Below are 21,859 nucleotides of genomic sequence, written 5' to 3'. Positions count from 1 at the left end.
GAACATTAAACTTATTATTATGAAGAAACTATCATTAGTTATTACACTTTTTTCAATCGTTTTAATGTGGTCTTGTAAAGAACAGGCAGAGTCTACTACGACTGAAACTGAAGACCAACCAGTAGTTGAAGCGAATGACATTGAGAAAATTGAACCGCCGTTTTGGTATACAGGTTTCAAAAATAAATCGCTTCAACTTTTGGTTAAACATCCAAATATTGGTAGTGCCAAAGTGGATATTTCAAAATCTGGAATTTCACTCAAAGAAGTTCATAAAGCCGATAGTCCAAACTATCTGTTTTTAGATTTAGAAATTGCTGAAAGTGCAAAGCCAGGAAAATTCAATATTGTTTTTAAACAGAAAGATGGTACCGAATTAACTCAAACGTATGAATTAAAAGCTAGAGAAAAATCAGCAGAAGACTATATAGGTTTCGATAGCTCAGATGCCATTTATCTTATTACGCCAGACCGTTTTGTTAATGGCATCACAGCAAATGACACACCAGCTGGTATTGAAGGGCAACCACAATTGCAAGAGCAGACCATTAATAGAAGTGATGATTATGCAAGACACGGAGGCGATATTGCTGGTATAACATCTCGAATAGACTATATCAACGATTTAGGGTTTACAGCAGTTTGGCCACAACCTCTATTAACCAACGATATGAAACGAGGGTCTTATCATGGTTATGCGGTAACAGATCTGTATCAAATTGATCCTCGTTTTGGAACGCTAGAAGAGTATAAAGAGCTATCTACTAAGCTTAGAGAAAAAGGAATGAAGCTGGTAATGGATCAAGTTGCCAACCATTGTGGATTATACCATTGGTGGATGAAAGATTTACCATTTAAGGATTGGGTAAATCTTCAAGAAAATTACGAGGAAAACATAGAAAATTGGGGCAACGATTTCAAAATTAATTCTAATCATAGACGTACAACAAATCAAGATATTTATGCTTCAAAAGCCGACCATGATGGCATGTCTCAAGGTTGGTTTGTAGCGACAATGCCAGATTTGAATCAAAAAAATCCTTTTATGGCCAAATACATCATTCAGAATAGTATTTGGTGGATTGAAACTGCCCAACTTGGTGGCATTCGTCAAGACACTTATCCTTATCCAGACAAGGATTTTATGAGCGATTGGGCAGGAGCGATTATGACCGAGTATCCAAATTTTAGTATTGTAGGCGAGGAATGGAGCTACAATCCGTTATTAATTGGGTATTGGCAAGAAGGTGCCAATAACAGAGATGGTTACGATTCTAATTTGCGTTCTACAATGGACTTTGCGATGCAAAAGCTCGTTGTTGATGGTATAAAGGAAGATGAAGCCTGGGACAAGGGTTTGGTAAAAATCTACGAAGGTTTGGCAAACGACTTCCATTATGCGAGTCCAAAAGACATTATGGTTTTTGAAGGTAACCATGATAAGAGCCGAATATTCACAGAAATGGAAGGTGATATTACCGATACCAAAATGGCAATGGCAACATACGCAGTATTGCCAAGAATTATGCAGATGTATTACGGAACTGAAATCTTAATGGACGATTTTGAAAAACCTGGTGACCATGGTTTAATCAGAACTGATTTTCCTGGTGGTTGGGAAGGAGATGCTGTTAATGCATTTACAGGAGAAGGCTTAACAGATGAACAGAAAGATATGCAGACGTTCATTAAAAAGCTCTTCAATTACAGAAAAAATAGTAAAGCCATTCACGATGGAAAAACAGTGCATTTTGCACCATTCGTAGGTACGTACTTTTTGTATCGTACATTAGGAGATGAAACCGTTGTTTTAATTTTGAACAAGAACGAAGATATAATCACAATCGACCTTAATTACCAAGAGGAAATGGGATTAAAAGGCAAGACGCTTAAAAATGTAATTACTGGCGAAACAATAAAATGGGGAGAGGTCATTGAATTAAAAGAGAAGGGAATTACACTTTTAACAACAAAGTTATAGTTATGAAAAGCTTTAATTCTCTAACTATATTAATTCTGTTGTTAATGTTTTCATGTAAAGAGAACACTAAAAATCATGAGACACTAACACCAGCCCTGGAAGCTGAAGAACAGTCTATGGTTGAATTCAAAACGGTTGAAGATGCTAAACTAGCTTCAGGAAGACTGTTGCGAGTAGAAGATTTTCTGTCAGAATACATCAAACCGAGACCAGTTGATGTTTGGTTGCCAGAAGACTATTCCGAAGACAAAAAATACAATGTACTATATATGCACGATGGCCAAATGTTATTTGATAGTACTTCAACTTGGAACAAGCAAGAATGGAAAGTAGATGAGTGGGCTTCAAAATTAATCTCAGAAGGAAAAACTAAAGACTTTATTGTTGTAGCAATTTATAACATTGCAAACATTCGATGGTTTGACCTTTTTCCAGAAAACGCTCACGAGTTTTTATCTCAAAAAGACAAGGATAACTTGAAAGCTAAAAATGGAGATGCTAAAATTAATTTTAGCGGGAATGATTATTTAAAGTTTTTGGTTGAAGAATTAAAACCAACCATTGATAGCACGTATTCAGTTTATAAGGATAAAGAACATACTTTTGTAATGGGTTCTAGTATGGGAGGTTTAATGTCTATGTACGCGATTAGTGAATATCCAGAAGTGTTCGGAGGTGCAGCCTGTATATCCACACATTGGGTTGGTGCAATGCCAATGGACAATAATCCATATCCAGATGCCATTTTTAAATATATGGAAGTCAATTTACCACAAGCTGGACAACACAAATTGTACCTCGATTACGGTAACAAAACTTTAGACGAACATTATCCAAAATACGCACCAAGAGTAGACGCTATTTTAAAACAAAAAGGATACACAGAAGACAACGCCAAGAACCTGTTTTTTGAAGGTACAGACCATTCGGAAAATTCTTGGAATGCAAGGTTAGACCAACCTTTATTGTTTTTGTTAGGAACTAATTAATCGGCTTTGTCATTCCACACTGTCCCACTGAGCGTAGTCGAAGTGTGATGCGGAATCTATTTTATTATATATGAAACATATCATCCTACACATCTCAATTTTCTTCATAACGGTTTCAATAGTTGCACAAAACCCAAACCGAAAATATCAATCACATAATGAAGAAAACGGAATTTTTTCGGTAGTCACTAACGATGGAACGTATAAGTTTCAGTTTTACACGTCAGAAATTATTCAAACAAGTTTTATTCCAACAAATGAAAAATATAACACAGACTCTCATGCTGTAACACTTCAACCTGAAGTAGTTAAAGCAAATTACAGTTACGTCGGTAATGACATCAAATTTGGAACGGAGGATCTTTCAATAAAAGTGACTACAGAACCTTTCCAAATCTCATACTACTATAAAGACAAATTTATCACTTCCGAAAAACGTGGTTACTACAAAAGTAAGCACGAACCAATGGATATGGTAAAAGGCAATATCGTTGCCGATTCCACTGAAAAAATAGAATTCAACCTGTCAAAAAATGAAGTGTTGTATGGAGGAGGAGCAAGAGCATTGGGTATGAATCGTAGAGGACATCGTTTGCCATTGTTTAATAGAGCGCATTATGGCTATGAAACGCATAGCGAATTGATGAACTACACAATACCAATCGTTCTGTCGTCCAATCAATATATGATTCACTTTGACAATGCGCCAATTGGGTATTTGGATTTGGACAGCAAAGGCGACAACACTCTAACTTACGAAACCGTTTCTGGTCGTAAAACCTATCAAATTATAGTTGGAGATACGTGGTGCGATATGTTGAATAATTACACCAATCTCACAGGAAAACAGCCAATGTTGCCACGTTGGGTTTTAGGTAATTTTTCGAGCCGATTTGGATACCATTCACAAGAGGAAGTAGAACAAACTATAGCTAAATTCAAAGAAGAAAAAATTCCCGTTGATGCTATCATTTTAGACTTATATTGGTTCGGGAAAGAAGTTAAAGGCACTATGGGAAATTTAGAAGTCTTCCGAGATTCATTTCCAGATTTTGAAGGCATGGTAAAACGCCTCAATGATAAAGGAGTCAAGACCATTCCGATTACAGAACCTTTTATATTGACGACCTCTAAAAAGTGGGATGAAGCTGTGGCTAAAAATATATTAGCTAAAGATTCTTTAGGAAATGATGCTAGGTACGATTTTTACTTTGGGAACACTGGCATAATTGATATCTACAAACCAGAAGGTGAACAATGGTTTTGGAATATTTATAAAGATTTAGCCAACAAAGGTGTGGCTGGTGTTTGGGGGGATTTAGGTGAGCCAGAAGTGCACCCAGATTGGGTACAACATCATACAGGTTCGGCTTCCGAAGTGCATAATACTTATGGTCACGATTGGGCGCGATTAATCCATGAAGGCTATCAACGCGATTTTCCAGAAACCAGACCATTTATTTTAATGCGAGCTGGTTATTCTGGTAGTCAGCGTTACGGCATGATACCTTGGTCTGGCGATGTTAACCGAACTTGGGGAGGACTGCAAATTCAGCCAGAAATTGCATTGCAAATGGGAATGCAAGGCTTGGCATTTATGCATAGTGATTTGGGTGGTTTTGCAGGCGCAAATTTAGATGATGAGCTTTATGTACGTTGGTTGCAGTATGGAGTATTCAATCCAATTTTTAGACCGCACGCTCAAGAAGATGTACCAAGTGAGCCAATTTACAGAAGTGAAAAAGCCAAGCGATTAGCGAGTTTTGCCATTGCAATGCGATACAGATTATTACCATATAACTATAATTTGGTGTACGAAAATCACAAGTATGGCAAGCCATTAATGCGTCCATTGTTGTTTGAAGAACCTAGCAATCCTAAATTATTCAATTATACCAAAACTTATTTATGGGGAAATGATATTTTGGTATCGCCAGTTTTAGAAGCAGGCAAAAAAGAGCAAAACGTTTACTTCCCAAAAGGTTCAAAGTGGTTTGATATTGAGACTGATGAGATTACAGAAGGAGGCACAACAAAAACCGTTCAGTTACGAGAAGATTTTATTCCCGTTTATGTAAGAGCAGGCGCTTTTATTCCATTAACCGATATGGTTCAGACTACAGAAGATTATGATGATAGTACGTTTCAATTACAATACTACCATGATGATTCTATTGCAGAATCTGAGCGAGAACTGTATTTCGATGATGGAAAAACAGCCAATCCAATTGCGAATGAAGCTTTTCAAATTTTAGAGTTTGAAGCTGAAGTTGATGGTAATTGGTTAGAAATAGAATTTGAAGCTGAAACTGGCAAAAACTATTCAGCTAAAACAAAAACGATTGCTTTAACTATTCACAACATTCAGAGCAAGCCTAATAAAATCAAAGTAGAAAAAGAAAAGGTTAATGGAACTTATAATTCAAAATATAAAACCTTAACGCTTAATGTGATTTGGAATACTACAACTGAAAAAGAAATTAAAATAAAGCTTAACAAATAGTATGCGTTCAAAATATATAATTGCTTTAATTTTACTAGTATCGCTTGTTTTTAGTTGCAAAAACGAGCCAAAACAAACTATAAAAACTGAAGAAACTAAATCAGTGATGAAAAAGAAAGAAGTCGTATATCAGGTGTTTACACGTTTATTCGGAAATACCAATATCAACAACAAACCTTGGGGAACTTTAGAAGAAAATGGAGTTGGTAAATTCAACGATTTCACGGATAAAGCACTTGCTGAAATTAAGGATTTAGGAGTGACACATATTTGGTACACAGGTGTACCACATCACGGTGTAATTACTGACTATTCAAAATACGGAATTTCTAACGACGATCCAGATATTGTAAAAGGTCGCGCAGGTTCGCCTTATGCGGTTAAGGATTATTACAATGTAAATCCAGATTTAGCAGAAAATGTTGAGAATAGATTACAAGAGTTTGAAGCCTTAATCGAGCGTTCGCACAACGCAGGTTTAAAAGTATTAATAGATATCGTGCCAAATCATGTGGCGCGTAATTATCAAAGTTTAACTAATCCTGAAGGCACAACGGATTTTGGAGCAGAAGATGACAAAACCGTGACTTACGCAGTTAATAACAACTTTTATTACAATCCAGGCGAATCGTTTAAAGTGCCCAATTGGGAAAACGGCTATCAACCGTTAGGTGGCGAAAATCATCCCAAAGCTGACGGAAAGTTTGAAGAAATTCCTGCAAAATGGACAGGTAATGGTTCAAGAGCGTCGCAGCCCAATATGAACGATTGGTACGAAACAGTAAAAGTTAATTATGGAATTAATCCAGAAGGTCAAAAAGATTTTGATGAATTACCAGAGGGTTTTGATAATGAAGATTACAAAGCACATTATAACTTTTGGAAAGACAAAACAGTGCCTAGTTCTTGGGTAAAGTTCAAAGACATTGCCCTGTATTGGACAGCCAAAGGCGTGGATGGTTTTCGATTTGATATGGCAGAAATGGTGCCTGTGGAATTTTGGAGTTATATGAATTCGCACATCAAGATGCAGAATCCTGATGCGTTTTTATTGGCTGAGGTTTACCAACCACATTTATACAGAGCTTACATCAAAAAAGGAAAAATGGATTATTTGTACGACAAGGTACAATTGTATGATACCTTAAAACACGTAATGCAAGGTCACGGAAGCACGTACAACATTCCGCCAATCCAAGAGGATTTAAAAGATATTGAGCATCATATGCTTCACTTTTTAGAAAATCACGACGAGCAACGTATTGCAAGTCCAGATTTTGCTGGTAATGCTGAAAAAGGAAAACCAGCAATGGTCGTTTCTGCAACCATAAGCACATCACCAACAATGGTGTATTTTGGTCAGGAATTTGGCGAAAAAGCGGAAGAAGACTTAGGTTTTGGTGACCCAACACGAACGTCGATTTTCGATTACGGAAGTGTGCCGAGCGTTGTACGTTGGGTAAACAACAAACAATTTGATGGAGGCCAATCTACCGAAGATGAAAAATCATTGAGAGATTTCTACAAGCGCTTGTTAAACTTCACGATTACTAGTGATGCCTTAATGGGAGACTATCAAGATTTGCAACACTATAATCAGCAACATACAGAATGGTATAATGATAAAGTCTTGAGTTTTGCACGTTGGAGTGAAGATGAAAAACTTATTATCATTTCAAACTTTAATGCAGAAAACACTTATGGTTTTGAGTTGCAATTACAAGAAGATTTGGTTTTAAAATTAGGTTTGAAAGATGGAGAATACCAAGTGGAAGACCAATTATATAAAACATATACATCTACTTTAAAAGTTGAAAACGGCAAAGCCCAAGTGAGAATAGATATAAAACCTTTAGAATCATTAATACTTAAAGTAAAGTAAACATGAAAAAACTAATATTTGCATTTTTTGCAATTGCGCTGTTTGCAAGTTGTAAGGAAGAAAAAAAAGAAACTAAAATAGAAGACGAGCCAAAAACGAGTGTTGAAATTGAACCGATTTCAGATGAAATTTTAGAAACGGCAGTAATCTACGAAGCCAATATTCGTCAATATTCACCAGAAGGTACGTTTGATGAATTCACCAAAGATATTCCAATATTGAAAGAGTTGGGTGTAAAAGTAATTTGGTTAATGCCTGTATTTCCAATTTCGGAAACCAAAAGGAAGGCTGAAGGCGGAAAGTTTGCTTCAGAATTCCCAGAAGAAGAACAAGCTAAATATTTAGGAAGTTATTACGCAGTAACAGATTTTACTAAAATCAACCCGGAATTTGGTAACAAAGAAGATTTTAGGGAATTAGTTAAAACAGCTCACGATAATGGTATCTATGTCATTTTAGATTGGGTTCCAAATCACACAGGTTGGGACCACGAGTGGTTAAAAAATCATCCAGAATATTACACCCAAAATGAAAAAGGGGAAATCATTCACCCAGAAGGTACCGACTGGACAGATGTTGCTGATTTAAACTACGACAATCAAGAAATGCGAAAGGAAATGATTGAGGATATGTTGTATTGGGTAAAGGAAGAAAATGTTGATGGCTTTAGATGTGATGTAGCGGGTTCTGTGCCATTGGATTTTTGGGAAACAGCTATTTCTAAATTAAGAAGTGAGAACGATGTATTTATGCTAGCAGAAGCTTGGGAACCAGAATTATTGGATGGTGACTTATTTGATATGGCTTATGCTTGGGATGGTCATCATACAATGAATGGTATGGCTAAAGGCGAAAAGTCAGTTTCAGATTTTGATGCTTACATAGCTAAAATCAACAAAGACTATGATGAAGACGATATCTTAATGAACTTTATAACCAATCACGATGAAAATTCGTGGAATGGTACAATAAAAGAAAGAATGGGTGATAAAAAAGAACTCTTTACTGCTTTAATTTATACTAAACCAGGTATGCCATTAATTTACAGTGGGCAAGAGTACGATATGGGCCATCGCCTTAAGTTTTTTGAAAAAGATTCAATTTCTAAAAGAAAAGGTGCATATTTTGATTATTTAAAGAAACTAGGCGAATTAAAAAACACCAATTCTGCTTTAAATGGTGGAAAAAATGCAGCATCTTATAAACGATTGGATTCTGAGAAAGATGTTTTAATGTTTGAGCGTTCTAAAGATGGACAGTCGCTATTGTTTGTTGGTAATTTTTCTGATAAAGAAAGCTCAATAACTTTACCAAAAGGCATTTATTTAGATTATATAAGAAACACAAAAGCAGAATTAAAGGGTGATCCCTTTAAAATAGGTCCATGGCAATATCATATTTTAATAAAATAAAAATGCAAAATACAAGATGGGTTGTACTTATCATTTTAGCAATGGTAAGCTGTAAAAACAATCAAAACTTAGGTTTAGCAGATGCTAATACTAAAGAAAAAACTATCAAACAAACGCCTTTTGATTGGGAAGGGGCTAATCTTTATTTTCTCTTAACCGATAGGTTTAATAACGGTGACACATCTAATGATATCAACTTCGACAGAACTAAAGAAACAGGAAAGCTTCGAGGTTTTGAAGGTGGAGATATCAAAGGCGTCACTCAAAAAATCAATGAAGGCTATTTTACTGATTTGGGTATAAATGCCATTTGGATGACACCAATTGTAGAGCAAATCCACGGCGGAACTGACGAAGGGACAGGAGTCACTTATGGTTTTCACGGTTATTGGACTAAAGATTGGACAAGTATAGACCCAAATTATGGCACAAAAGAAGATTTACACGAGTTAGTAAAAGCTGCTCACAATAATGGTATTCGCGTTGTTTTAGATGCTGTGATTAACCACACAGGTCCTGTTACTGAAAAAGATCCAGTTTGGCCAGAGGATTGGGTAAGAACAAGCCCACAGTGTAAGTATGATAATTACGAAAATACAGTGACGTGTACGTTGGTGAAAAATTTACCAGACATTAAAACCGATAGCAACAAAAATGTAGATTTACCGCCTCAGTTAGTAGAAAAATGGAAAGCAGAAGGACGTTATGAACAAGAGGTAAAAGAATTAGACGAATTTTTTGAAAGAACAGGTCATCCAAGAGCACCACGTTTTTATATTATGAAATGGCTTACAGATTACATTACTGAGTTTGGTATAGATGGCTACAGAGCAGATACCGTAAAGCATACAGAAGCATATGTTTGGGAAGAATTCAAAAAAGAATGCGATTATGCCTTTACACAATACAAAAAGAAGAATCCCGAAAAAGTTTTAGACGATAATGATTTTTATTTGGTTGGCGAGGTATACAATTACGGTATAAGCGGAGGAAAAATGTTTGATTATGGTGATAAAAAAGTGAACTATTATGATGATATGTTTACTGAGCAAATCAATTTTGAATTCAAATGGAATGCTAAGGAAAGCAACTACGAAACACTTTTTAAAAGATATTCTGATATACTGAATACTGAATTAAATGGCTTCGGTATTTTAAACTATTTAAGTTCTCATGATGACGGTAATCCTTTTGACCCTTCAAGGGAAAAGCCATTTGAAACAGCCAATAAACTTCTGTTGTCACCAGGTACATCGCAAGTATATTATGGTGATGAATCCGCCAGGTCTTTGATTATTGAAGGGACGGAAGGCGATGCAACTTTACGTTCGTTTATGAATTGGGAAGCTGTAAATTCAGATGAACAAACAAAAGCAGTTCTAGAGCACTGGCAAAAATTAGGTAAATTTAGAGAGCGTCATCCTGCTATCGGAGCTGGCATGCATCAAATTATAACTCAAGAACCGTATTTGTTTTACAGAAGCTATCAAAAAGGAGACTTTAAAGACTTGGTGGTTGTAGGTTTGGATTTACTTAAAGGAAAAAAAGTGATTGATGTGTCCAAAATTTTTGAAGAAGGTGATAAACTTCATGATGCATATTCAGGTGTAGAGGCGAATGTGAAAAACGGAAAAATAACCATAGATTCTGAATTTGATATTGTACTTATTGAAAAGTATTAAAACAAAAACACATAAAGTTTAATTTTGAAATTTTACAGTGTAAAATCAAAACATACCATCATGAAACAAAGACTTTTATTAATTGCAATAGCATTTCTAATCGTTGCTTGTAGTTCATCACTAAAAAAAGCAAGCATTAGTTCTCCAAATGAAGCAATAACGGTTAATTTTAATTTAACTGAAAAAGGCGAACCAACATATCAAGTACTATTTAAAAATAAGGTCGTAGTGGACACTTCTTTTTTAGGATTTGAGTTTACAGATGCAGAACCGCTTAAAGACAATTTTGAGATTAAAGCTTTTGGTACGGTTTCAAAAAATGACCCTTGGGAAATGCCTTGGGGAGAACAGCTAAAAGTAGAAAATGAGTATAACGAACTGATTGTTTTTTTAATTGAAAAGGATACAGAAAGATCTGTTAATGTTATATTTAGAGTTCATGATGATGGTATTGGTCTTAGGTATGAATTTCAACAACAAGATGGTTGGACAGAAGCTTTAATAAAAGAAGAAAAGACGCAATTCAATCTTACCCAAGATTACAAAACATTTTGGATACCTGGAGATTGGGATATTTATGAACACTTGTATAACACAACAAAGCTCTCCGAGATAGACGCCTTGCAATTTGCAAATCATAAGGATTTAGCTCAAACAAGTATTCCAAATAATGCTGTAAATACACCTGTAACTTTGGTTGGTGATGATGGACTGCATTTAAGTTTTCATGAAGCAGGTTTAGTTGATTATTCAGGAATGACGCTTGGTGTAGATACCGAAAATCTAAGTTTTGAAAGCATCCTAGTTGGTTCTGATAATACAGAATATAAAGTTAAACGTCAAATACCTTTTAAAACCCCTTGGAGAACTATTCAGATAACAGATAATGCCCCAGATTTAATTGCCTCTAACTTAATTGTAAATCTTAATGAACCAACTAAAATACATGATATGTCTTGGTTTACACCAATGAAGTACACAGGAGTTTGGTGGGAAATGCATTTAGGGAAATCGTCTTGGGATTACGGAATGACTCAAAATATGAGCACATGGACAGACACAGGAGGAGCACACGGAAAGCATGGCGCAACGACTGAAAATGTAAAACGCTTCATAGACTTTTCGGCAAAAAATAATATAGGAGGAGTCCTAGTTGAAGGTTGGAATACAGGCTGGGAACATTGGATTGGTTTTGAAGATCGAGAAGGGGTATTCGACTTTGTAACACCGTACCCAGATTACGATTTAGATGGAGTTACAAGATACGCCAAGGAAAAAGGTGTAGAAATCATAATGCACCACGAAACTTCTTCAGCTACTGAAACTTATACCAAGCAGATGGACACTGCTTATGCTTTAATGCAGAAATACGGCATGCATTCGGTAAAGTCTGGTTATGTTGGTAAGATACTTCCTAAAGGTGAATATCATCATGGACAGTATATGGTAAATCATTATAACAATGCTGCGATAAAAGCAGCTAAATATCAAGTTGCAGTTAATGCACACGAGCCAATAAAAGCAACAGGTCTCCGAAGAACCTATCCAAATATCATTTCTCGCGAAGGCTTGAGAGGTCAAGAATTTAATGCATGGTCAAGCGATGGTGGAAATCCACCAGAACACTTACCAATAGTTGCTTTTACAAGAATGTTAGCAGGTCCAATAGACTACACACCAGGAATTTTCAATATTAAATTTGACGAATACAAACCAAATAACCAAGTAAACACCACAATTGCGCAGCAATTAGCTCTTTATGTGGTTATTTATAGCCCAATACAAATGGCAGCTGATTTGGTTGAGCATTATGAAGCTAATCCTGAGCCATTTCAATTTATAAAAGATGTTGGAGTAGATTGGCAACAAACAAAAGTCTTAAATGGCGAGGTTGGTGATTATGTAACCATAGCAAGGCAAGAGCGAGAAACAGGTAATTGGTTTGTTGGAGGTATTACAAATGAAAATGCAAGAACCTTAGATATAACTTTCGACTTTTTAGATGAGAACCAAAAGTATGAAGCTATTATCTATAAAGATGGCGAAAACGCTCATTGGGATGATAATCCGTTAGATATCATCATTGAAAAAATTGACGTAAATAAAGGTTCTGATTTAAGTGTAAAATTAGCAGAAGGTGGTGGCTTTGCAATTAGTATAAAAAAGCTTGATTGATTTACCTTTTATGTAACAAACTGTATGTAAGGTAGTCTAAACATAAACGACTACTTTAAATATTTGTAACTTTGCGTATAGAAAAAAATTACGGTTTGGACATTAACGACAACATTGATTCACCCTTTATAATTAAGGTAAGCTTTAATAAGTTGCTTAATCAGTATCAAAAATTAGTTGAAACTGATAACCATTTTATTGCCGCTAATGCACGTCGTGTTCTAGAAATTGCCGATAATAATCCTGTATTAAGAGAAGGGTTTAGTGACCTAACATTGCTCAAAACTTACGAGGAAGAGATTGAAGGTATTCTCCAAGATGCGTTTAGTCCTGTGTTAACGCTTAACGAAATAAAAACTGCGTCTGTACCTTTTCAGGATATAATTTTCAATTCTTCAGAACGTTTTCAGTCTATTTTAAAAACCGCAGGAGAAGGGTTTGAATTACAAATAAAAAATATGCCTGATGACCAGAGGTATATTATTGCATGTACCATAATCCTTAATTTTTGTTACGGATATAACTTAAATTTTAAGCGTCCTTTCTTTTATGAAATTCCCGATGCTAACGGTATAACAAGATTTTATAAAATCCTATATAATGCAGATTTTGTTGAAATTATACCAAAAGATAATGCGCCAAAAATCACTTACGAAGATTACGAAGAATTATTAGATAATTTTGAAAATTTAGAACTTTGGAAAGAGAAGTTTCCTCCTAACAGTTATGAGTTTAAAGGTTTCGTTATTTCAAATATTTTTGATGTAACGGATGACCAGTCTATTTCTAACATAAAATCCTCTTTAATAGCAGAAGATAAGCGTAAAGATGAAAGTTTTATGCAAGGGTTTTATGAAATTTTCAGATCCTTGTTTGGCTTTAAAAATATTGAAGTAGGTTTTTCTATTTACAATGAAGAAGAGGATGCTTTTGAGCGTGTTTATGGTGCGGGTATGAATAGCTTCTTATTGCATAAAGAAGAACGAGTACCATGTGAAGATGCGCTCTGCAAATGGTCTTATAACAGGTTGTTAACGGAGAACACGTACTTTTCAATTTCTGATGTAGAAAAAATATATAAGCGTTCTAAGGGCAAAGCACCTCATATCAAAGTATTACACGAGCAAGGTTATAAAAGTGCCATTTTTGCTCCAATTGCAAATGACGAAGGTTTAATGGGAATTTTAGAAATTGTGTCTAAAGAACCTAAGGTATTAAACAGTATTAATGCAAATAAGCTTATTGATGTAATGCCTTATATTGTTTCTGCTGTAGAACGCTCTAAAAACGAAGAGGAGAATTTAATAGAGGCAATTATTCAAAAAGAATGTACATCTATTCATCCAAGTGTACATTGGAAATTTGTCCAAGAGGCCAGAAACTACATAAAAGTTGAGTATAATACAGGTGAATCACCAACATTCAAAAAGATTACTTTTGATAATGTATATCCACTCTTTGGGCAAATAGATGTCAAAGGTTCATCTAATGCTAGAAATGAAGCAACACAAAAGGATTTGTCGCTTCAATTAAATTTAGCAGAGAAAATATTGAATAAAACACTTCAAAAGAAAAGTTTACTCATACTAGAGCAAATTAGGTTTCAGGTTAACGAATATTGTAATGATTTAAAAACAAATTTTAAAGTAGATAGCGAGCATGCAATTACTGTGTTTTTGAGAGATGAGGTTAAACCTGTTTTTGAGTTGATAGCACAAACCGAACCAGAACTTAAAGAAGATATAGAAGATTATTTCAGCAAAATAGATGAAGACTTAAATGTTATTTATTTTTACCGAAAGCATTATGACGATACAGTAAAGCTAATAAACACAAATATGTCTTCTTTGCTTGATGAGAAGCAAGCCGAAGCTCAAAAAATGTATCCTCATTTCTTTGAACGTTTTAAAACTGATGGAGTAGAGCATAACATGTATATAGGTGAGTCCATTACAAAGCAAGATAGCTTTAATATGATTTATCTCTACAATTTAAGATTGTGGCAATTACAGGTTATGTGCGAAATGGAAAATTCGTATTATCAAAATCAGCATGAATATCCTATAAGCCTAGATGTTGCATCAATGGTATTAGTTTTTAATCAGCCACTTTCAATTCGTTTTAGAATGGACGAAAAGCGCTTTGATGTAGATGGTACTTACAATGCACGTTACGAGGTTGTAAAGAAGCGAGTAGATAAAGCATTTATTAAAGGAACTGAAGAGCGTATTACCGAAAAAGGGAAGTTAACTATTGTATATTCTCAAAAAGAAGATGAGGATGAGTACAAAAGATATATTAGCTTTCTTCAATCTAAAAACATTTTAGATAAAGACTTAGAGGTTTTAGAGCTTGAAGATCTGCAAGGTGTAACAGGTTTAAAAGCGTTAAGGGTAAGTATCTTATATCATAATGAAAATGACGATAAAAATTTCTACACCTACGACGACTTAATGGATACCATTAAATCATAAGGTTAATACCGCTGTCTTTTTTTGAATTTATAAAACCTGTCTCAGTATTAGTTTCTGGTATAACATCCTCAATATCTACGTTAGGATTATCTTTTACCGCAATGGCAAAGGATATTAAAGAGATGATAATTCCTATCATAAATACAGTATAGGTAATCCGTAATAGTCTATATTTTCGTTCTAAAACTTTACCTAAAAAATAAAGATCTTTTGTGAGTGCCTTATAGATATAATCTTTGTCTTTTACCATTTCTCCAATAGCCCACTCAAATTCTTTTAGCTCCATTTTGTGGAAATTACCAAAAAAGCTGAGATTTACCTCTTGGTTTTCAACATCCTCTTTAGTAAACTCACCACTTGTTACGTTTGGTCGTGTAGCAATAATTGAAAGTACCATTGAGATAACACAAAACGATAAAAATATAATGGTAGGCCACGTTAAGTAGGGATTCGTATCTAACTTAGAAATAAGATTAGCAAGTACAACGGAGATAATAATCGCATTAACTGATAGTAGTATATTAGCCTTTGTGTCGGCAATATCACTAAGTTTAATATGATTTCTCAGAGCTGTTCTGTAAAAGGTTTGCACACCACGTTCTGGGCTTTCGTTTTTATATTGCGCTTTGTATTTAGCCTTAAGTTTTTCAACATCAAGTTTCTTTTTGCGTTTTTTCTTTTTGCCCATTAATTTGGCTAGGTTCTTTTCCTTTCTAGGCTGCCAGTTTTTTAGAGCATGTTCAGTGTAAAAATTATGTTCTGTTAGAACTTTAATATTTTCCGCGCGCCATTCAGCTGGTGAGTAATTTTTAATATTACGCAACTCAAGCTCTTTTCTAAGAAATTCACTAGCCTCATCAAAGTACTTTTTACCAAAGTGAGAAGCATCAGCATCTCTTATAATTTCTTCTAGTTTATTGGTTGGCTCTTCATCAAATTTAGTAGCCATTATACAGTCGGAAACAGCTTTTATGATGTTGTCATCAACACCTTTTTCTTTTAAGAAAGCTTCTGCAAGTTTTACACTTTCTTCCTCGTGGTTTTCAGAACTCACAGTGTAACCAGTGTCATGCAATAAAGCTGTAAGTTCTAATATTTCGGCTTCTTCCTTGGTGATTTCAGAACTGTCTATGAGCTCTTTTGTACTTTTTAATACACGTTGCGTATGTGTATAGTTATGGTATATAAACGTATTTGGGAGCTTATCGGTTAACAGGTTAAAAACATATTCTTGTGTGTCTTCAATAAGAGACTTTGCCATAAATAAGATGAATTGTTTAATTAGGTCTAAATTACGAAAATTACAAGACTTAACATTTAATTAGTGCGGTTAGTGCTTGCTAAGTTGTATTTTTATACTGAGATATTATAATAAGTCGTAACAACCAACATTACATTTCAGGCTTAAGTGTCTTCTTATCGTCTATATGAAATTAAAAATTGCAGATACTTTTAATAAAGAATTACCTTCTGGTACTAATTTAAGTAATACCAGAAGAAAAGTATTTGGTGCCATGTACTCTTATGTGAAACCCAGAGTACCGTCATCACCAAAGCTAATTCATGCATCACAAGAAATGTGCAAAAATTTAGGAGTTAATGCTGAAGAAGTTACTTCTAATGAATTTTTAAATATTTTTTCTGGAACTAAAATCTATCAAGATACACAACCATATGCTATGGCTTATGCAGGTCACCAGTTTGGTAATTGGGCAGGACAATTGGGAGATGGTAGAGGCATTAATTTGTTTGAGATAGAGCACAACACAAAACGTTGGGCATTACAGCTTAAAGGAGCAGGAGAAACACCCTATTCTCGGCAAGGCGACGGCTTGGCAGTTTTAAGATCTTCGGTGAGAGAGTATTTGTGTAGCGAGGCAATGTATCATTTGGGAGTGCCAACAACAAGAGCATTAAGTCTTATGCTTTCTGGAGATGACGTTTTAAGAGATATGCTTTATAATGGTAATGCAGCTTACGAAAAAGGGGCTATTGTTTGTAGAGTGGCACCAACATTTATTCGTTTTGGTAATTTTGAATTATTTGCTTCTAGAAACGATACAGAAAATCTTAAAAAGCTTACAGATTACACTATAAAGCATTTTTATCCAGAGCTAGGTTTACCATCAAAAGCAAATTATATTAAATTTTTTAAAGCGGTTACAGATAAGACTTTAGAAATGATTATTCATTGGCAACGTGTCGGTTTTGTACACGGCGTAATGAATACTGATAATATGTCAATTTTAGGATTAACAATAGACTATGGACCTTATGGCTGGTTAGAAGGTTTTGATTTTGGCTGGACACCAAACACTACAGACAGAGAGCATAAGCGTTATCGTTATGGTAATCAGCCCAATATTGCACTTTGGAATTTACTACAACTTGCCAATGCTTTGTACCCTCTAGTTGAAGAGGCGGAACCGTTTGAAACAATTCTAAATCAATATCAAAAAGATTTTGAAGTTGAATTTTTAGAAATGATGCGTTTAAAATTGGGATTAGATATCAAAACTGAAGGTGATAAACAATTAATTGAAGATTTAGAAGATTGCCTTTTACTTTCAGAAACGGACATGACGATGTTTTATCGTTTATTATCTAATTATGAGAAAGGTAGTGTTGATGAGGGAATAAAAACCGTTAAAGATGCCTTTTACAATCCACAAGAAATAAAGGAAGACAAGAAAAAAAAATGGGAAGTATGGTTTAATACATACGATAAAAGATTAAATTCAGAATCATTAACAGATTCCGAGCGACAATTAAAAATGAATGCTGTAAATCCTAAATACGTACTTAGAAATTATATGGCACAGTTGGCAATAGATAAGGCCAATGTAGGAGATTATGATTTAATTGACGACTTGTTTAAAATGTTGAAAAATCCATATAACAACCAACCAGAATACGAGAAATGGTTCGCCAAGAGACCAGAATGGGCAAGGCATAAAGTAGGATGCTCTATGTTGTCTTGTAGTTCTTAGCCTTAGAATGAGTTTATTTTTTTAGATATAATGATATACATGAAACATATATACAAAAGAATTACAATCCTAGTTTTAATACTTTTAAGTCATGCTTGTGCTACATACAAGGCACAGTATGCTGAGGAGGATTTTATAATTCAAAGTTTACCTAATAAACCAATAGATAACGTATTTTATTTAGTTGGTGATGCAGGAAAATCACCAATGGGTGGTTACTCAGATGCTTTAATGGCATTTAAAAAACATCTTCAAACTCAAAAAAATTCAAAAGAAGATTATACACTATACTTAGGTGATAATATTTATCCTGCTGGCTTGCTTAAAAAGGATCATAAAGATAGAGCAGATGCAGAAAATGCACTTAACGCACAGGTAGGAGCAGTTAACGAATTTAATGGAAAAACTATTTTTATACCAGGAAATCACGATTGGTATGCAGATGGTTTAAAGGGAGTAAAGCGACAAGAAAAATATATAGAAGATGCTTTGGGTAAAAACACTTTTCAACCAGAAAATGGTTGTCCTTTAGAGAGTATTGATGTTAGTGAAACCGTTCAACTAATCATTATAGATACGCAATGGTACTTAGAAAACTGGAACAACAACCCAGGAATAAATGATGAGTGCGAAATAAAAACACGAGAACGTTTTTTTCTCGAAGTAGAAGGCGAACTAAAAAAAGCGCAAAACAAAACTATTGTATTTGCAATGCATCATCCTATGTATACCAATGGAGTGCATGGCGGCCAATTTGCAGCTTCAAAACATTTGTTTCCTGGGCAAAAGAAAATACCTGTGCCAGGTTTGGCAACTATAGTTGCACAAATTAGAACTCAAGGAGGTGTGTCTATTCAAGACCGTTATAACGAGCGTTATAATGAATTAATGAAACGATTAGAAACCTTGGCCGTAGATAGCCCAAAATTAGTATTTGTATCTGGTCATGAGCATACGCTACAATATATTGAAGAAGGTAGAATAAAGCAGATAGTGTCTGGATCTGGTGCTAAGGAATCTTATGCTACATTAAGCGATAATGGTCTGTTTTCTTATGGTAAGCAAGGTTTTGCAAAGTTGGTTGTTTATAAAGATGGAAGTTCATGGGTGCAAATTTTTGGAGCAGAAAATGGTGAACCAAACGTTCTATACCAAAAACAAATTATTGAACCAAATAAGCCAGATTTTGATACTTCAACATTGCCAGATAGCTTCCCAAACACAGTAGAAGTTTCTATTTATTCTAAAGAAGAAACAGATAAATCTGGTTTTTTTGAAGCCATTTGGGGAGAAAATTATAGAGATGTTTACAGCAAAAAAATTACAGCAAAAGTAGCCACTTTAGATACGCTGTATGGAGGTTTGGAGGTTGTACGTAAAGGAGGAGGACATCAAACCCGTTCTTTAAGACTAAAGTTAAAAGACGGTAGAGAATTAAACATGCGCGCACTTAGAAAGAGTGCTACACAATACATACAGACTGTAGTATTTAAAGATAATTTTGTTGAAAATGAATTTGACGAAACCATTGTAGAAGATCTCATTTTAGATTTTTACACAGCAGCGCATCCTTATGCGTTTTTAGCCATTCCAAAATTATCAGATGCAGCTCAAGTATTACATACTAACCCTAAATTATATTACATACCAAAACATAAGCATTTAGGTAAATATAATGATGAGTATGGTGGCGAATTATATATGATAGAAGAACGCCCAGAAGATAATTATACCAATGATAAAAATTTTGGATATGCTGATGACATTGAGAGCACACACGATATTATTGAAAAAATAAGAAAAGACGAAGAATATAAAATAGATGAAAAAGCCTTTGTAAGAGCACGTCTTTTTGATATGCTTATTGGAGACTGGGATCGACACCAAGATCAATGGCGCTGGGCACAATTTGATCAACCTAATGGTGATAAATTATATAGAGCTATACCCAGAGATAGAGATCAGGTGTTTTCAAATTTTGATGGTACTTTGTTAGATATTGGCAGAACAATATCTAGTGCAACCAATCAGCTTCAGGTCTATGATGCAGAACTAAAAGATATAAAATGGATGAATAGTGCAGGTCATAAGTTAGATAAAGCACTAATAAAACAATCCGATAAGTCAGTTTGGTTAGAGCAGGCTCAGTTACTTCAAAACGGGATAACAGATGAGGTTATTGAAGAGGCATTTTCTAATTTACCAGAAGCGATTCAGGATGAGGTTATAGAAGATATTAAAACTAAACTAAAAGGAAGACGTGATAATCTAAAGGATATAGCAACACGCTATGCAAATTATTTAGATGAGTTAGTGATTTTAACAGCTACTGATAAGGATGATTTTATTGAAATTACAAGAACTGCAGATAAAGAAACGAGAGTTCAAATATGGCGAAATAAAGGTGGCGAAAAAGCAGATGTAATTGTAGACAGAACATATCATAGAGATGTTACTAAAGAAATTTGGGTTTATGCCCTAGATGACGACGATATTATTGAAGTTAACGGTAAGGCTAATAACTTAATTTATACACGCATAATTGGTGGGCAAGGCAATGATATTTATAAAATTAATAATGGTAGACGTATAAAGGTATACGACCATAAATCTAAAAAGAATACAGTTGAAGTTAACAAGGGTGGACAGCTTAAGTTTACTGATAATTACACGTCTAATCTTTACGATTTCCAAAAGTTTATACAGAAAACTAGTGTTGTAACACCAAGTGTTGGTTTTAATCCTGATGATGGATTTAAAGTTGGTATTAGCTTAACAAAAACAAAAAAAGGGTTTGAGCGTAACCCATTTTCACAGCAGCATAAATTTAGATCAGGTTATTATTTCGCTACCAAAGGTTTCGATTTAAGATATAATGGGCAATTTGCTAATATTTTTGGTCAGTGGAATCTAAAGTTAGGTGGTGTATTTACAAGTGCCAACTTTACAAATAACTTCTTTGGGATTGGAAACGAAACGGTAAACAATGATGATGATTTAGACTTAGATTATAATCGTGTTAAGACAAGTATTTTTGGTGTGAATGTAGGAGCTGTTAAAAACTCTGGTTATGGTAGTGAGTATGGTTTTAGAGCAGTTTTTGAAGGCATAGAACTAGATGCTACAGAAAACAGATTTATTACAGATTTTATTCCTGCTACGAATGAAGATTTCTACAAAAGACGCTTTTTTACAGCACTAGAAACTGAGTATGATTACCACAGTGCAGATGACGAAATTGCTACCTCAAGAGGAATGGACTTTAATATTGTTGCAGGTGCAAAAACAGAAATAGAAGAGTTTAATAACATTTTTGGCTATGTTAATGCACATTTAGGATTCTATAACGCTTTAAGTGTTAACAGAAAACTGGTTCTTAAGACAGATATTAGAACGCAATTGCGTTTTGGAGATGACTTTTTATTTTATCAAGGTGCAAATATTGGAGATGGTGGTGCCGGACTAAGAGGTTACCGTACAGAACGATTTACCGGTAAAAACTCTTTAGTTACTAACGCAGATTTACGTTATAGTTTTAATACTTTTAAAACAGGTTGGTTCCCTATGCAAATCGGTGTTTTTTCAGGTGTCGATGTGGGTAGAGTATGGGTGAAAAATGACAATTCTAGAAAATGGCATAACTCTTATGGTGGAGGATTTTGGGTAGCAGCAGCAGAGTCTGTAGCAGGTACGTTTAACTTCTTTACTGGTGAGGACGGTTTAAGATTTTCTTTTGGTTTTGGGCTTAATTTTTAAGACTTAGTAATAACA

Annotated in this window: 11 protein-coding genes; 10 read left to right on the top strand and 1 reads right to left on the bottom strand. The window is 34.7% G+C overall.

Annotated elements, in window-relative coordinates:
* The first annotated feature begins 19 nt into the window (after window positions 1-19).
* The 8 genes from FC091_RS14270 to FC091_RS14235 all read left to right on the top strand — a co-directional run bounded on the left by FC091_RS14270 (window position 20) and on the right by FC091_RS14235 (window position 15,098).
* Window positions 20-1,981, top strand: coding sequence for a glycoside hydrolase family 13 protein (locus FC091_RS14270; RefSeq protein WP_138434931.1), 1,962 nt, complete (start codon window positions 20-22; stop codon window positions 1,979-1,981).
* A gap of 44 nt (window positions 1,982-2,025) precedes the next feature.
* A complete protein-coding gene (locus FC091_RS14265) occupies window positions 2,026-2,970 on the top strand; it encodes an alpha/beta hydrolase (RefSeq protein ID WP_246035954.1) in 945 nt (314 codons plus the stop codon).
* Between the two features lie 70 nt (window positions 2,971-3,040).
* Window positions 3,041-5,473 (top strand): TIM-barrel domain-containing protein, encoded by a 2,433-nt coding sequence (locus tag FC091_RS14260; RefSeq protein ID WP_138434929.1) that lies wholly within the window; start codon window positions 3,041-3,043, stop codon window positions 5,471-5,473.
* Window positions 5,474-5,579: 106 nt separating this feature from the next.
* The gene (locus FC091_RS14255) at window positions 5,580-7,355 is read left to right on the top strand and encodes an alpha-amylase family glycosyl hydrolase (protein ID WP_394344072.1); all 1,776 of its coding nucleotides are present in this window, start codon (window positions 5,580-5,582) and stop codon (window positions 7,353-7,355) included.
* Window positions 7,356-7,357: 2 nt separating this feature from the next.
* Window positions 7,358-8,767, top strand: a complete 1,410-nt coding sequence (locus FC091_RS14250) for an alpha-amylase family glycosyl hydrolase (RefSeq protein ID WP_138434927.1) — start codon at window positions 7,358-7,360, stop codon at window positions 8,765-8,767.
* A 2-nt stretch (window positions 8,768-8,769) separates the two neighbouring features.
* Window positions 8,770-10,449: an alpha-amylase family glycosyl hydrolase gene (locus FC091_RS14245; protein ID WP_138434926.1), complete on the top strand. Its 1,680-nt coding sequence runs from the start codon at window positions 8,770-8,772 to the stop codon at window positions 10,447-10,449.
* Between the two features lie 60 nt (window positions 10,450-10,509).
* Window positions 10,510-12,624, top strand: coding sequence for a glycoside hydrolase family 97 protein (locus FC091_RS14240; RefSeq protein WP_138434925.1), 2,115 nt, complete (start codon window positions 10,510-10,512; stop codon window positions 12,622-12,624).
* Window positions 12,625-12,719: 95 nt separating this feature from the next.
* On the top strand, window positions 12,720-15,098 hold the full coding sequence (locus tag FC091_RS14235) for a GAF domain-containing protein (RefSeq protein WP_138435011.1): 2,379 nt from the start codon (window positions 12,720-12,722) through the stop codon (window positions 15,096-15,098).
* On the opposite strand, the gene FC091_RS14230 is transcribed toward FC091_RS14235, so the two are convergent.
* Window positions 15,088-16,359 (bottom strand): Pycsar system effector family protein, encoded by a 1,272-nt coding sequence (locus FC091_RS14230; protein WP_138434924.1) that lies wholly within the window; start codon window positions 16,357-16,359, stop codon window positions 15,088-15,090. The two genes, FC091_RS14235 and FC091_RS14230, sit on opposite strands and share 11 nt — an antisense overlap.
* Before the next feature lie 166 nt (window positions 16,360-16,525).
* Here FC091_RS14230 and FC091_RS14225 point away from each other — a divergent pair, with 166 nt between their 5' ends.
* Window positions 16,526-18,088: a protein adenylyltransferase SelO gene (locus FC091_RS14225; protein WP_138434923.1), complete on the top strand. Its 1,563-nt coding sequence runs from the start codon at window positions 16,526-16,528 to the stop codon at window positions 18,086-18,088.
* A 39-nt stretch (window positions 18,089-18,127) separates the two neighbouring features.
* Window positions 18,128-21,844 carry a metallophosphoesterase gene (locus FC091_RS14220; RefSeq protein ID WP_138434922.1) on the top strand — a complete coding sequence of 1,239 codons (3,717 nt, stop codon included), beginning with the start codon at window positions 18,128-18,130 and terminating at the stop codon, window positions 21,842-21,844.
* The last annotated feature ends 15 nt before the right edge of the window (window positions 21,845-21,859 follow it).

This window comes from Winogradskyella algicola (assembly GCF_005869935.1).
In the GTDB taxonomy this organism is placed as follows: domain Bacteria; phylum Bacteroidota; class Bacteroidia; order Flavobacteriales; family Flavobacteriaceae; genus Winogradskyella; species Winogradskyella algicola.
This window is presented reverse-complemented; position numbering and strand designations above follow the sequence as displayed.

Coding starts and splice junctions, on each gene's coding strand:
- FC091_RS14250 (WP_138434927.1), top strand. CDS start 7,358: ATGAAAAAACTAATATTTGCATTTTTTGCAATTGCGCTGTTTGCAAGT.
- FC091_RS14265 (WP_246035954.1), top strand. CDS start 2,026: ATGTTTTCATGTAAAGAGAACACTAAAAATCATGAGACACTAACACCA.
- FC091_RS14270 (WP_138434931.1), top strand. CDS start 20: ATGAAGAAACTATCATTAGTTATTACACTTTTTTCAATCGTTTTAATG.
- FC091_RS14220 (WP_138434922.1), top strand. CDS start 18,128: ATGAAACATATATACAAAAGAATTACAATCCTAGTTTTAATACTTTTA.
- FC091_RS14260 (WP_138434929.1), top strand. CDS start 3,041: ATGAAACATATCATCCTACACATCTCAATTTTCTTCATAACGGTTTCA.
- FC091_RS14240 (WP_138434925.1), top strand. CDS start 10,510: ATGAAACAAAGACTTTTATTAATTGCAATAGCATTTCTAATCGTTGCT.
- FC091_RS14230 (WP_138434924.1), bottom strand. CDS start 16,359: ATGGCAAAGTCTCTTATTGAAGACACACAAGAATATGTTTTTAACCTG.
- FC091_RS14255 (WP_394344072.1), top strand. CDS start 5,580: ATGAAAAAGAAAGAAGTCGTATATCAGGTGTTTACACGTTTATTCGGA.
- FC091_RS14245 (WP_138434926.1), top strand. CDS start 8,770: ATGCAAAATACAAGATGGGTTGTACTTATCATTTTAGCAATGGTAAGC.
- FC091_RS14225 (WP_138434923.1), top strand. CDS start 16,526: ATGAAATTAAAAATTGCAGATACTTTTAATAAAGAATTACCTTCTGGT.